The organism is Saccharococcus sp. Marseille-Q5394 (assembly GCF_946901335.1).
In the GTDB taxonomy this organism is placed as follows: domain Bacteria; phylum Bacillota; class Bacilli; order Bacillales_A; family Planococcaceae; genus Sporosarcina; species Sporosarcina luteola_C.
In genome coordinates this window covers 1,776,095-1,788,994 of sequence record NZ_CAMPPQ010000001.1, presented here as the reverse complement: position 1 = coordinate 1,788,994, position 12,900 = coordinate 1,776,095, and the positions used below count along the sequence as shown (strand labels likewise).

Below are 12,900 nucleotides of genomic sequence, written 5' to 3'. Positions count from 1 at the left end.
ACGAAAATCAAATAAAGAGTGGAGTTTACGATACTATGTCAATTCTAACAATCGCCAGCTTGGAAAATATGACACTGAAAGAGTTATATGAGCTTGCAAAGGAATTCAAAATCTCCTATTACAGCAAACTGACAAAAAAAGAACTGATCTTCGCCATCCTGAAAACTCGTGCCGAACAGGAAGGTTTCTTCTTCATGGAAGGCGTACTTGAAATCATCCAATCGGAAGGATACGGATTCCTCCGCCCAATCAACTACTCGCCGAGCTCTGAAGACATCTACATCTCTGCTTCCCAAATCAGACGATTCGATCTACGGAACGGGGACAAGGTGACTGGGAAGGTGCGCCCGCCGAAAGAGAACGAACGCTACTACGGCCTCTTGCAAGTGGAAGCCGTCAACGGCGAAAACCCGGAAGTTGCACGGGAACGCGTCCACTTCCCGGGACTCACGCCGCTTTACCCGGACCGTCATATTAAACTCGAAACAGTACCGCAGAAACTGTCGACCCGCATTATGGACCTGGTGTCGCCAGTCGGATTCGGTCAACGTGGACTTATCGTCGCGCCGCCGAAAGCGGGTAAAACAATGCTATTGAAGGAAATCGCCAATGCGATCACAACAAATCATCCCGAAGCGGAACTGATCGTCCTCCTAATCGACGAGCGTCCTGAGGAAGTGACGGACATCGAACGTTCCGTCAATGCCGACGTCGTCAGCTCGACATTCGACGAAGTACCGGAAAACCATGTGAAAGTCGCTGAACTCGTGTTGGAGCGAGCGATGCGCTTAGTTGAACATAAACGCGACGTTGTCATTCTCATGGATTCCATCACGAGACTTGCTCGTGCCTATAACCTTGTCATCCCGCCAAGCGGCCGTACACTGTCAGGCGGTATCGATCCAGCTGCATTCCACCGTCCGAAGCGGTTCTTCGGTGCGGCAAGGAACCTTGAGGAAGGCGGCAGCTTGACGATTCTGGCAACCGCTCTGATCGACACAGGCTCGCGTATGGATGAAGTCATCTATGAGGAATTTAAAGGGACCGGCAATATGGAGCTGCATCTCGACCGCAGCCTCGCAGAACGTCGTATTTTCCCTGCACTCGACATCCGACGCTCCGGAACTCGGAAAGAGGAACTTCTTCTCCCGAGCGACCAGTTGGAAAAACTTTGGGCAATCCGAAAAACATTTTCGGACGCTCACGACTTCGCAGAACGCTTCCTGAAAAAACTGCGCCAGTCGAAATCCAACGAGGAATTCTTCGACAAGCTCAATGAAGAAATGAAAGCTCATCGCAATGGGAAGGGACTACTGTAATTGTTCTATAATTACTATATTTAAGCGAACGCAAGTTGATTAGAGTGGAAGGCGGCCACTCCTGCGGGAACAGCGCGAGCTGAAAACCCTGGACTGAGCGAAGCGAGGGAAGCGGCTGAAGCCGTGCCCGCGGAAAGCGTCCGCCTGTAGCGGAAAATTACGGTAAACACTCGAAATAAAACTGTTGCACATACAGTACAGATTTGTTATAATTCTTGAGTATGGTTCATGACCATCTGCTGCATATGCGGTTGACATATACGGACCGTGTAAGGCATCAGTCTTATGCAATACCTTACAATAATACTCTGTTCCAGATGGTTCAGGGCGAGAGGAGAGAGACCGATGAGAGCAGGAATTCATCCTAACTACAAACTTGCAAAAGTTACTTGTTCATGTGGAAACACATTCGAAACAGGATCTGTAAAAGAGGAAATCCGCGTAGAAGTTTGCTCGGAATGCCACCCATTCTACACTGGACGCCAAAAATTCGCTTCTGCGGACGGACGTATCGACCGCTTCAACAAGAAGTACGGCTTCAAAGAAGAAGGACAAGAATAAGAACCTTCCAACCCGCCAACATTGTTTGGCGGGTTTTCAATTTGGGAATAAAACAAATAGAAATCATTTTAAATTAACCCCTTTATTTGTAAAAACCAATTCGGCGCGACAACTGAAGCATACTGCGTCCAAAGCGGTGTGCTCCGCGTCCAATACATCCTTCCATAACATATCCTGACATGAAATAAAAGACGTCCTTTCCACGGTTTTTTGATGTATGATAGACATTCCAACAATGAAAAAAACACATTTACATAGAGCGATTATTGAAAGGGGAACCAACATGTACGTAACAATGCAAGGCGGCTGGATAGAAGTGATTTGTGGCAGTATGTTTTCAGGGAAATCGGAGGAATTGATCCGACGTGTGCGCCGCGCACAATTTGCGAAACAGAAAATCGCGGTGTTCAAGCCGGAAATCGACGATCGATACAGCGAGGAAGCGGTCGTCAGTCATAACGGAACGACAGTGATTGCTACACCCGTTGCCGAATCGACTCAGATTGAGCAATTCGTGAAAGACGCTTACGATATCATTGCCATTGATGAAGCTCAATTTTTCGATGAGGGCATCGTCGATGTAGTTATGGAATTAGCGGATCGCGGATTCCGCGTCATCGTCGCAGGACTTGACCAAGATTTTCGCGGTGAGCCATTCGGGCCGATGCCGCAGCTTATGGCCGTAGCGGAAAACGTCACAAAACTGCAAGCCGTCTGCACCGTCTGCGGATCGCCCGCCAGCCGTACACAACGTCTCATTAACGGAAAACCCGCCGGCTACGACGATCCGATCATCCTCGTCGGCGCATCCGAAGCATACGAAGCAAGATGCCGCATGCACCACGAAGTCCCAAACGGCGTAACCGCCAACGTGGCAGTTAACTAATACCGAACAGACAGCATGGACAAGCTCCGTGCTGTTTTTTTTATGCACAGGAATAATACCAACACACTATCCACTTCCGTTGAATACTATGGCTAATGGCAACACTAGTAATACAGGAGGTGGATGAAATGAAAAAATGGCTTGTTCTCCTTGTTCTCTTATGCTCAGTCGGAATGCTCGGCTGTCAACAACAGTCGGCGTCCGAACAACAGACAGATAGTGCGGAAACACCCGCAGCTAAACCTACAGAACAACAAGAACCCCCAAAGCAAACAGAATCGACGAAGCAACCGGTTGGCCAAACGAAAATCATACCGGCGCCGATCCCAGTTATCAACATCATTGACCCGACGTCCAATAAACTGATCCACACATTAACCCCAATCGATCTAGGCTATGAAATGGACATCGCAGCGTACATAGTGAAAATTGAGCAATTTGCAAAAGAGCTCGCGCGCGGAATCGATGGAAAAGCTGGATACGACCAACGGATGGTGCTCGACAGATTGGACGAACATGGCAATCTCATCAAAGGCAACCCGCTAATCCTATTGCGTGAAAGCGTATTAGTGGAGCGGATAATGGAAGCGTCGGCTTCAGGGGGGACGATTGAACTGCCGATCGACGTATTGGAGAGTGGCTACGATTCCGAAGACATCCCTCATTTGGAGGAAGTTGCAATCGCTTCATATACGACCTACTTCAACCCGACGGACGCAGGCAGGAATAAAAACATAGAACTCTCCGCTGCTGCGATTAATAAAATCATCGTTGGCAAGGGAGATCAATTTTCCTTCAACACCGTCGTAGGACCACGAGACGAAGCGAGCGGGTACCAGCCAGCCCCCGAGATCATCAACAAAAAACGCGTCATGGGAATCGGCGGGGGAATCTGCCAAACATCCTCAACCCTATTCAACGCCGTCGATCAGCTTCCGGTGAAATATATCGAACGACACCATCATTCATTAGATATCGGCTACGTCCCGAAAGGCAGAGATGCAACCGTCTCCTACGGTGGCCTTGACTTTAGATTCCGAAATACCGCGGGCGCTCCATTCCTTATCAAAGCTATTTATGGCAAGGATTTTTTAACGATTGAAATCACGACAGCGGAAAAATATATAGACGTTTTTAAGTGAAGCGGCATGCGGCACTCAAAGCGGGCGTTCCCGCGTTTAAAGTGGGAGTGTCCGCGCTCATGATAGTAGTCGAAGCAAATTCAAAAAAATATTTTAAATGCGATTTCGGCTCCAAAATTGAAATTTAAACTGGTTATCCGGTGGATATTCAAATTTCCTCTCATTTTGAAATATTTCATTACTGATACAATGCTTCTGAGGTGATGAAATGTTACTGAAAAAACGGAGCGAACCGTTATCCTTGCTAGGCTTAAAGTCATTAATCAACAGGCTGCCTACCAACCACGAGCAATATTCAAAAATCGAGGAAGATCTCAGAAAAAGAAAAGCCGGATTCGGAGGTGAATTGAATTTTGATAAACATATAAATGAATTTCGACCAAATTATCCATTCGGCTTAATCCATGATATTTGCCTTCTATACAATGGAATTTACTTTCAAATGGATTCAGTGCTGATTCAGCCAGACAAAATTATCATCTTCGAAATTAAAAATCTTGGTGGAAAGCTCACTGTCAAAGCAAGCCCAACGCAGTTCATTCAGGAAATCAAAGGAGAAAGGAAAATTATTCAAAGTCCTATCATCGAGCTTGAACGAAAAATGATATTCATGGACAGATGGTCAAAGGAGAGAGGGCTGGATGTTCCTATAAAAGGAATGATTGGACTGGCCTACACGAACGAATTGTTTATCGAAGAAGAAATAAATACTGATATTTTATTCACTCATGAAATCCCGATCAGGTTGTATAACATGGCAGCCACTGATGAAATATTGAGTAGAAATAACATCAGAAATATTGCCCGCGATATTGTGGATTCACACCAGGAATATAATCCATTTCCTTTGACAAAGACGTTAAACATAGCCAAGGAAGATATAATCCCAGGTGTGATTTGTCCAGAATGCAAACTAAACGGAATGAAGTGGTTCCAGAAGAAATGGCGTTGTCACGGCTGTACTTATCAGGCAGCTGATTGTCATCTGCCTCTTATCGATGATTGGTTCTATATAATGGACAGCGGTATTACCAATCGTCAATTCCGTTCGTTTTCGGGTATTCAAAATCAAGATGTTGCTAAAAGGATTTTGAAGAAGACAGGTCTTGTCATGAAAGGTAGACGCAGGACAGCTTTTTACATAAGGTGATTGCTCGAACGCTTTGTCAAAAGCATTTTTTAAATCGCGTCATGCTTGATCTTTCGCTCCGCGCTTAAAGCAAGCCGCCGCGCGCCCAAAGCGATCTGCCGTGCGCCTAAAGCAATCCGCTTCGCGCCCAAAGCAATGAGATAATACCATCTAATAAGACAAACTATAAAGCGCACACTTATAATCAATAGTATAGGAGTGTTGCTAAAATGGAAACAAAGCCAAGGATGTATACGTTTGAGGAGAAAAAGGAAGTAGTGGAACTATTTTTTGAGGGCTATACAGTTAAAGAGTTGATGGAGAGATTTGATATATCCAACCGAAGAAGAATCTATGAGTGGTCCAAGAAAGTGCGGGATGCCAATTCATTTGACGTCTTAAGGGATCGGCGTGGCCTGATGAATAAAGGAAGAAAGAGGAAGGAATCCATCGAAGAGGAAAATGAACGTCTGAAATTAGAGGTTTTGTATTTAAAAAAGCTTATACGGCTGAGAGAGGAGTGAATGCGACACAAGCCGATTTTGAATTTGTAGAAGCTCATAAGGATGAGTTCTCAATCACGATGTTGACCAAGATAACCGATCATCTAAGCCGTACTCATTACTATAAACTTCTTGACGGTAAAAAGGGGCCGACGCGGGAAGAACGGGATAAGCCGTTATTGAACAAGATGTTGTCCCTCTATATCACCCACGGAGGAAATCTGGGAAATGAGAGGTTCAAGATCGAGCTTTATGAAAAATATGGTGACGTCGTAAATGTGAAGAAGATTTCACGGATGCGGAGGATGTATAACCTTCCTTTGAAGACGAAACGTAGAAAGCCGAGAAAAGCCGGGGAGATTCATCATATTGTAGGTAACCTGTTAAATCGTAATTTCAAAGCGAAGAGACCTGGAAAGAAACTTTGCATCGACATCACCTACCTGAAAGTCGTCAAGCCACGTGAGAACTTCCTGTTCCTCTGCGCCATCACGGATCTGTACAACAATGAAATCGTTGCCTACAGTATCGGGGAGGACATGACGACAGGGCTGGTGTTCAAAGCACTTGATCAACTAAAAGAAAAAGGACTTGTAAAAAAGAACACGATCCTACACAGTGATCAAGGTGTTCAATTCACAAGTCCCAGATACGTGAACCGGTTGAAGGAAATGAAAATCATCCAATCGATGTCCCGCAGAGGCAACTGCTGGGACAATGCCTGCATCGAAAGCTTCTTCGGCAAGTTGAAGACAGAGATGCCGGGCTTCTCCGTTCCGGAGACCCGTAAGGAGATGATCAAAGCCGTCACCGATTACATCACCTATTATAACGAATTGAGGCCGCAATTGAAATTAAAGAAGAGTCCAATCGCTTACCGGCTGACTGAGGCTGCTTGAGCGGAAGGAACGCAAGGCACTGGCTGGCGACTTTACGTGGAGCAGCAGGCATGATAGCCTCATCGGGTAGAACCAGCTGTCACCGGCTGGTTATCCTGGTTCGGGAATCATGCCTGCAGAGGCTCCATGTCAAGTCGCAAACCGGTATATTTGTAAATAAATGAGATGTGCGCAACAAAAATTACTGAGCGTTTTATTAAGTGTCCTATTGACAGGTAGTAAGTCACAATGCACCGTGCGCCTAAAGCAAGCCGCTTCGCGCCCAAAGCAAGTCGCTCCGCGCCTAAAGCGATCCACCGCGCGCCCAAAACAAGCCGCCCCGCGTCCAAATCATACCACCCCCTCAAAGAAATCACTGTATTTCAGCGCCTTATTCCCGTACAATAAACATACAAAAGACTGAGGACGAAGAGGTGCAATGACTATGTTTGAAAGGCTTCAAGCCGTTGAGGATCGATATGAGCGATTAAATGAATTGTTGAGTGATCCGGATATTGTGAGTGATATGACTAAGCTGCGGACGTATTCGAAGGAACAGTCCGATTTACAGGATACCGTCGATGCGTACCGCGAATATAAAAGCGCAACAAAGCAGTATGACAATGCGAAGGAAATGTTGGAAGAGCATTTGGACGATGAAATGAAAGAACTTGTCAAAATGGAACTCGACGAGCTCGATGATCAGATCGAAGCGCTCGAAAAGCGACTGAAGCTATTGCTTGTCCCGAAAGATCCGAACGATGACAAGAACGTCATCATGGAAATCCGCGGGGCGGCGGGAGGCGACGAAGCGGCGCTGTTTGCGGGGAACTTGTACAGGATGTACAGCCGGTTCGCGGAAATGAACCATTGGAAAGTCGAAGTGATGGATTCCTCGCCGACGGAACTTGGCGGCTTCAAGGAAATCATTTTCATGATCAACGGGAATGGCGCGTATTCCAAACTGAAATATGAAAACGGCGCGCATCGCGTCCAGCGAGTGCCGGAAACAGAATCGGGCGGCCGGATCCATACGTCGACCGCCACTGTCGCGGTGCTGCCGGAAGCTGAGGAAGTCGAAATCGACATCCATGATAAGGACATCCGCACCGACACATTTGCATCTTCCGGACCTGGCGGGCAATCGGTCAACACGACGATGTCTGCCGTCCGCCTGACGCATTTACCGACAGGGATCACCGTCTCGTGCCAGGATGAAAAATCGCAGATCAAAAACAAGGAGAAGGCGATGAAAGTCCTGCGCGCCCGCATTTACGATAAATTCATGCAGGAAGCGCAAGCCGAATACGACGAAAAGCGGAAATCCGCTGTCGGGACGGGCGACCGTTCCGAACGGATCCGCACATACAACTTCCCGCAAAACCGCGTGACGGATCATCGGATCGGGCTCACGATCCAAAAGCTCGACCAGATCATCGAAGGGAAGCTCGATGAAGTGATTGACGCACTCAACGTCGAGGACCAGGCAAGACGGTTGGAAAGCTTGGATCAGAATGACTGAACAAATATATAAAGCTTTAAATAAAGCGAAATCCCTTCTCGATTCAAAAGACTTGGACGCGCATGCCGCGCAGCTGCTTATGGAGCATGTCACAAAAAAATCCGGCGCCGCGTTACTCGCGGACTTGCGAGAACCGCTCACGCCTGAACAACAAACCGCTTTCTGGAATAAAACCGAGGACCTGCTTACAGGCAAGCCCGTCCAGCATATTATCGGCACGGAACAGTTTTACGGACTGTCGTTCGAAGTGAATGAACATGTGCTCATCCCGCGCCCTGAAACGGAGGAGCTCGTCCTCGGCGCACTCGAACGGAGCCGCAGGATTCCTGGAAAATGCCGCGTGGCGGATATCGGTACAGGGAGCGGCGCGATCGCGATTGCCTACAAAAAAGAACGGCCGGAAGCGCTTGTCACGGCGACGGACATCAGTGAAGCGGCTCTCAAAGTCGCGAAGCGCAATTCGGAGCTGAACGAAGTCGACATCGATTTCAGGATCGGCAATCTGACGGAGCCGATAAAAACGGAAAAATGGGATGTCGTCCTGTCGAATCCCCCGTACATCGCCATCGAAGAGTCGCAGGAGATGTCGCGCACTGTGGTCGATTTCGAGCCGCATAATGCACTTTTCGCGGATGATGACGGGCTTTTCTTTTATAAGAAGCTTGCGCAAGAATTGCCGCCGCTTATGGAAAATCGATCGCTCATCGGTGTCGAGATCGGCTATCTTCAGGGATCACAAGTGAGCGAATTGTTCCAGAAGGCGTTTCCGGACGCGCGGGTTTCTATTGTAAAAGATGTGAACGGAAAAGATCGAATGATATTTTGCGAGATTGGTGAATAAAACCCCGTAACCCTGGCGACAATGTGGTCAGGAGGGGATCGATATGTTGCAAGACTATGAAATTATGAATCTAAAACCAAATAAGCGGATGGATCGTGTGATGGCGGTAGTCGAGTTCATTCTCGTGCTGTTCCTCATCCAATCCGCGTTGCTGTTATTTACAGGGCAGGCTGAACAGGAAGAGGAGATCAGATTCCGGATCCTTGCGCATTCGAATGCGCCTGCAGACCAGAACTTGAAGGAAGAAATCCGGCTAGTTATCGAGCCGATGATCAATCAAGCGATTTCGCAAGCAGAGTCGAAAACCGAAATTGCTGATAATCTGAAAGCGATAGAAGCGACCGTTCTACAGACCGCGCAATCGATGGCGGGTGGACAGGATGTAAGCTTTGAACGGACGGCAGCCCTGTTCCCGCCGAAGCGTTCCGGTTTGGTTATCACACCTCAAGCTCCGTATGACGCGTATATTTTAAAAATCGGCAGTGGACGCGGCGATAATTGGTGGTGTTCTTTATTCCCGAGAGTCTGTTTTCCTGACAAAGATGTGGAAGAATCAGACGATGAAAAGGTCACTTTCTTCATTTGGGAGTGGATAAAATCGTTGTTTGAATAAAGTTATCCACTTGAAATGTGGATAAGTGGATGAAATTGTGTATAAATGGGGGTTTAAACCGTGGAAACTGAAATTGTTTCAGTGGATAACGATATGGATAACTCAGTTAGTTATCAACAAGCTGTGGATATTTTGAAAAGTGGAGGCGTTGTCGCGTTCCCGACCGAAACGGTGTATGGCCTCGGAGCGCTTGCGACGGATGCGGTTGCCGTGCAGCGGATCTTCGAAGCGAAGGGGCGCCCGTCCGACAATCCGCTCATCGTACATATTGGCAATAAAATAGATGTGGATAACTATGCGGTAAATGTGCCGGAAATCGCAGGCAAGCTGATGGACGCATTTTGGCCTGGCCCGCTGACGCTCGTCTTCCATAAGAGGCCCGGTGTGATCGCGGAAAACGTTACACCGGGCTTCGACACGGTCGGTATCCGGATGCCAGATCATCCAGTAGCACTTAAATTGCTGCGCACGCTTAACGGTCCGCTTGCCGCGCCGAGTGCGAATCGCAGCGGAAAACCGAGCCCGACGGAAGCAGGGCATGTTCTTACTGATCTCGAAGGACGGATTCCGCTCATCGTCGACGGCGGCCGCACCGGTGTCGGCGTTGAATCGACCGTGCTCGACATGACCGCTAGTCCACCAGAAATTCTACGGCCAGGCGGCGTGACACGCGAGATGATCGAGGATGTGATTGGTCCCGTTCACGCTGAAGGCAAGTCGCCGGGCGCCGCCGATGAGGAAGCGCCGCGTGCACCCGGCATGAAATACATGCATTACGCCCCGGAGTCTCCGCTGTACGTCATCCGTCCTGATGAAACTTCGATCAGGGAAGCGGTCAAGCAACTTCACATCGAAGGGAAGCGGGTTGCCGTCATCGGTCCCGACGAGTTCGACATCGCGGATGCGGATTGGTATTTCGCGGTAGGTCCGCTCAATAACAACGAGGCGATTGCAGTGAATCTGTACGGAGCGCTCCGGCAATGCGATTTGACGGACGCCGATCTTATCCTCGCTGCGGAAACGGATTATGAAGGAGTCGGCCAAGCTGTCATGAATCGCCTCCTGAAAGCGGCGGATGGAAAGCGGTTCAACGGATAATGTAATAACAGTTTTCAACTAAGTTTCTGTGAACAACGAATATAGGACATGAATGACCTCCTAAACGCGCGCATAAGATGGATGGATGCGGAAGTTGGGAGGTCAATTCATTGTTGGAAATATTCGCTGCAAGCGTTACGACAATCGATGTCATCGTCGTGTTATCGTTATTACAGTTGCGGAAAGGAAGGCTCGTCCTCGCGCTGTGGATAACATTCCTGAATATATTGCTGCCGTTCGCGGGCTTTGTCATGGGAGATTGGTCCGCCGAACTGTTTTCGGTGTGGAGTCATATGCTATCCGGCGTCCTGCTTGCGTTGATCGGCATCCACATGCTTCTGCACGACGATGATAACAGCATGCTGAAACGGCGGCTCCACCCGGCCATCATTGCGCTCGCCGTCAGCTTGGACACTTTCTCGATCAGCGTTTCTTTCGGTATGCTCCATTTGAATAAAATACTGTTCATCTTGGCATCCGGAGTCCTATCGTTCATTTTTTCCTGCGTGGCACTTTATTTCGGGAGATTCTTAAGCATTAAAAACGGCAGGCTGCTTCGCATCATTGCCGGCTTGGCTTTGTTGACCATGGGGATATTGTCATGTTTCTGACGAAATTGTCTATTTCTTTCTTCATGGAAATCAGGTATTCTAATAGGTAGGTGATCATGAATGAATATTTATTTTATTTGCACAGGAAATACATGCAGGAGTCCGATGGCGGAGGCGATTCTCCGTTCAAAAGAGATAGAAGGTGTAACGGTCCGGTCGGCTGGGGTCAGTGCGGTTGATGGGTTGCCGATTGCTTTGAATGCGAAGACGCTTATTGAAGAGGCGGACATGCCCTACACGCACGTGTCCAACGCGGTCAACGCGGAAGATTTGGAATGGGCGGACCTCGTGCTGACGATGACGATGTCGCATAAGGAGCAGCTGCTGCATTTATTCCCGGAAGCCGCTGAAAAGACGTTTACGTTGAAAGAGTACGCAACGCCCGAAGAATTCGGAGATGTGCATGATCCGTATGGCGGCAGCCTTGCCACTTACCGTACGACATTCGATGAATTGGACGGGTTGATTGAGCGATTGAAGTTGAAGTTGACGGAGGATGGGGAATGAAGAAGAAGTTCGGTTTGCGCAAAAAGATGGTTTTATTTGTAACGGTGCTTGCAGTTATCACGTATTCAACGAGCGCCTTGTTCATCAATTATATCCGGCCGGAGTTCTTTCCAAATGTCCAGCCGTTTGTATTTGAAATCAGTACATATGCAATGGGGATAATTTGGTCGGGCATTTTGGCGGCCCTGTTCAGCACGATATTGACGAAGCCGCTGCAGAACTTGGAGAAAGCGGCGATTGAAGTGGCGGACGGCAAGATCGGTACAGATATCGAGTTGCCGAAGTCATCCGACGAAATCCGCTCTGTTGCGGAAGCGTTCCAGCAACTTGTCGTCAATTTACGGACGATTGTCACGGAAATCGAGACGAATTTCGAAAAGACCGCACAGACCGTCGATAAATTATCGGGTGAGACAAGCAGTGCAGCATTACAGGCGGACGCGGTCGCTTCAACGATCATGGAAATTTCCTCGGGTGCGGAAGCTTCCGCAGTCGCAATCCAGGAAACCGCGGAGGCGATTGAGGATGTACGGATGCTTGCCGCTGAAGTGAGCAGCCGTGCGGAAGATTCATCCGAACAGTCAAAAGAGATGCTAGCGGAACTCGGACGTACAACAGAAGTGTTCCGGACGCTCGTCAAAGGGATCCGGGACATGTCCGATCAAAGCGAGCAGTCGCTCGGCACGATCCGTGAACTTGACCAAAATGCACAGAAGATCGGCGAAATCGTCCAGCTCGTCGGCAGCATTGCAGGCCAGACGAATCTGCTTGCGTTGAACGCATCCATCGAAGCGGCGCGTGCCGGGGAGCATGGAAAAGGCTTTGCGGTCGTCGCAGAGGAAGTACGTGTTCTTGCCGATGAAAGTGCGAAAGCGGTTCATAGCATCGATGAACTCGTGAAAACGATCCAATCCGACGTCTCAAAAGTCGTGAAGGAAATGGAAAAGCAAGTGAGCACGGCAGCAAACGAAGCGAACCGCGCCGATGCCACGAGCGGCAACGTCGAAGCGATGGCGGCAAAAGTGAACGGCATGGCCGATTCCGTCGTCAAAATTTCGGAACTCGTCGAACACCAGTTATCCAATATCGAAACGACCGCCATGCAATCACAGGAAGTCGCGGCGATTGCGGAACAGACGTCGGCTGGCGCAGAAGAAGTCCGCGCAGCCACGGAAGAGCAAGTTAAATCGATTGAGCAGACGGATATTATGGCAAATCAATTGAAGAAACAATCCGAAGATCTCTATAAAGTCATCAGCCAATTCGATCGTTCAGGAGAATAAGCTATTC

The 12,900-nt window shown here is 48.5% G+C and carries 14 protein-coding genes; all 14 read left to right on the top strand.

Features of this window, described 5'->3' with window-relative positions; genetic code table 11:
- Nucleotides 1-35: 35 nt before the first annotated feature.
- The 14 genes from rho to OC538_RS08490 all read left to right on the top strand — a co-directional run bounded on the left by rho (nt 36) and on the right by OC538_RS08490 (nt 12,893).
- On the top strand, nt 36-1,319 hold the full coding sequence (gene rho / locus OC538_RS08555; RefSeq protein ID WP_251693520.1) for a transcription termination factor Rho: 1,284 nt from the start codon (nt 36-38) through the stop codon (nt 1,317-1,319).
- Nucleotides 1,320-1,664: 345 nt separating this feature from the next.
- A complete protein-coding gene (gene rpmE, locus OC538_RS08550; RefSeq protein ID WP_251693521.1) occupies nt 1,665-1,880 on the top strand; it encodes a 50S ribosomal protein L31 in 216 nt (71 codons plus the stop codon).
- A 283-nt stretch (nt 1,881-2,163) separates the two neighbouring features.
- Entirely contained in the window at nt 2,164-2,766 is a 603-nt protein-coding gene (locus tag OC538_RS08545) for a thymidine kinase (protein ID WP_262174372.1), read from the top strand.
- A gap of 128 nt (nt 2,767-2,894) precedes the next feature.
- Nucleotides 2,895-3,908 carry a VanW family protein gene (locus OC538_RS08540; protein ID WP_262174370.1) on the top strand — a complete coding sequence of 338 codons (1,014 nt, stop codon included), beginning with the start codon at nt 2,895-2,897 and terminating at the stop codon, nt 3,906-3,908.
- A 208-nt stretch (nt 3,909-4,116) separates the two neighbouring features.
- Nucleotides 4,117-5,058: a nuclease-related domain-containing protein gene (locus OC538_RS08535; RefSeq protein WP_262174367.1), complete on the top strand. Its 942-nt coding sequence runs from the start codon at nt 4,117-4,119 to the stop codon at nt 5,056-5,058.
- A gap of 209 nt (nt 5,059-5,267) precedes the next feature.
- Entirely contained in the window at nt 5,268-5,561 is a 294-nt protein-coding gene (locus OC538_RS08530) for a helix-turn-helix domain-containing protein (protein ID WP_262173613.1), read from the top strand.
- On the top strand, nt 5,558-6,439 hold the full coding sequence (locus tag OC538_RS08525) for an IS3 family transposase (RefSeq protein WP_262173614.1): 882 nt from the start codon (nt 5,558-5,560) through the stop codon (nt 6,437-6,439). The genes OC538_RS08530 and OC538_RS08525 overlap by 4 nt, the downstream gene beginning before the upstream one ends.
- A gap of 424 nt (nt 6,440-6,863) precedes the next feature.
- Nucleotides 6,864-7,940 carry a peptide chain release factor 1 gene (gene prfA / locus OC538_RS08520; protein WP_262175235.1) on the top strand — a complete coding sequence of 359 codons (1,077 nt, stop codon included), beginning with the start codon at nt 6,864-6,866 and terminating at the stop codon, nt 7,938-7,940.
- Nucleotides 7,933-8,781: a peptide chain release factor N(5)-glutamine methyltransferase gene (gene prmC, locus OC538_RS08515; protein WP_262174364.1), complete on the top strand. Its 849-nt coding sequence runs from the start codon at nt 7,933-7,935 to the stop codon at nt 8,779-8,781. Before prfA ends, prmC begins: the two co-directional genes overlap by 8 nt.
- 43 nt (nt 8,782-8,824) lie before the next feature.
- The gene (locus OC538_RS08510; RefSeq protein WP_262174361.1) at nt 8,825-9,394 is read left to right on the top strand and encodes a stage II sporulation protein R; all 570 of its coding nucleotides are present in this window, start codon (nt 8,825-8,827) and stop codon (nt 9,392-9,394) included.
- A gap of 60 nt (nt 9,395-9,454) precedes the next feature.
- Nucleotides 9,455-10,492 (top strand): L-threonylcarbamoyladenylate synthase, encoded by a 1,038-nt coding sequence (locus OC538_RS08505; protein WP_262174358.1) that lies wholly within the window; start codon nt 9,455-9,457, stop codon nt 10,490-10,492.
- A gap of 110 nt (nt 10,493-10,602) precedes the next feature.
- The gene (locus OC538_RS08500) at nt 10,603-11,103 is read left to right on the top strand and encodes a manganese efflux pump MntP family protein (protein ID WP_262174356.1); all 501 of its coding nucleotides are present in this window, start codon (nt 10,603-10,605) and stop codon (nt 11,101-11,103) included.
- Between the two features lie 60 nt (nt 11,104-11,163).
- A complete protein-coding gene (locus tag OC538_RS08495) occupies nt 11,164-11,610 on the top strand; it encodes a low molecular weight protein arginine phosphatase (RefSeq protein ID WP_262174354.1) in 447 nt (148 codons plus the stop codon).
- Nucleotides 11,607-12,893: a methyl-accepting chemotaxis protein gene (locus tag OC538_RS08490; RefSeq protein ID WP_251693531.1), complete on the top strand. Its 1,287-nt coding sequence runs from the start codon at nt 11,607-11,609 to the stop codon at nt 12,891-12,893. The genes OC538_RS08495 and OC538_RS08490 overlap by 4 nt, the downstream gene beginning before the upstream one ends.
- The last annotated feature ends 7 nt before the right edge of the window (nt 12,894-12,900 follow it).

What these genes read in the sequence shown, in the direction of transcription:
- rho (WP_251693520.1), top strand. Translation starts at nt 36, where the DNA reads ATGTCAATTCTAACAATCGCCAGCTTGGAAAATATGACACTGAAAGAG.
- rpmE (WP_251693521.1), top strand. Translation starts at nt 1,665, where the DNA reads ATGAGAGCAGGAATTCATCCTAACTACAAACTTGCAAAAGTTACTTGT.
- OC538_RS08545 (WP_262174372.1), top strand. Translation starts at nt 2,164, where the DNA reads ATGTACGTAACAATGCAAGGCGGCTGGATAGAAGTGATTTGTGGCAGT.
- OC538_RS08540 (WP_262174370.1), top strand. Translation starts at nt 2,895, where the DNA reads ATGAAAAAATGGCTTGTTCTCCTTGTTCTCTTATGCTCAGTCGGAATG.
- OC538_RS08535 (WP_262174367.1), top strand. Translation starts at nt 4,117, where the DNA reads ATGTTACTGAAAAAACGGAGCGAACCGTTATCCTTGCTAGGCTTAAAG.
- OC538_RS08530 (WP_262173613.1), top strand. Translation starts at nt 5,268, where the DNA reads ATGGAAACAAAGCCAAGGATGTATACGTTTGAGGAGAAAAAGGAAGTA.
- prfA (WP_262175235.1), top strand. Translation starts at nt 6,864, where the DNA reads ATGTTTGAAAGGCTTCAAGCCGTTGAGGATCGATATGAGCGATTAAAT.
- prmC (WP_262174364.1), top strand. Translation starts at nt 7,933, where the DNA reads ATGACTGAACAAATATATAAAGCTTTAAATAAAGCGAAATCCCTTCTC.
- OC538_RS08510 (WP_262174361.1), top strand. Translation starts at nt 8,825, where the DNA reads ATGTTGCAAGACTATGAAATTATGAATCTAAAACCAAATAAGCGGATG.
- OC538_RS08495 (WP_262174354.1), top strand. Translation starts at nt 11,164, where the DNA reads ATGAATATTTATTTTATTTGCACAGGAAATACATGCAGGAGTCCGATG.
- OC538_RS08490 (WP_251693531.1), top strand. Translation starts at nt 11,607, where the DNA reads ATGAAGAAGAAGTTCGGTTTGCGCAAAAAGATGGTTTTATTTGTAACG.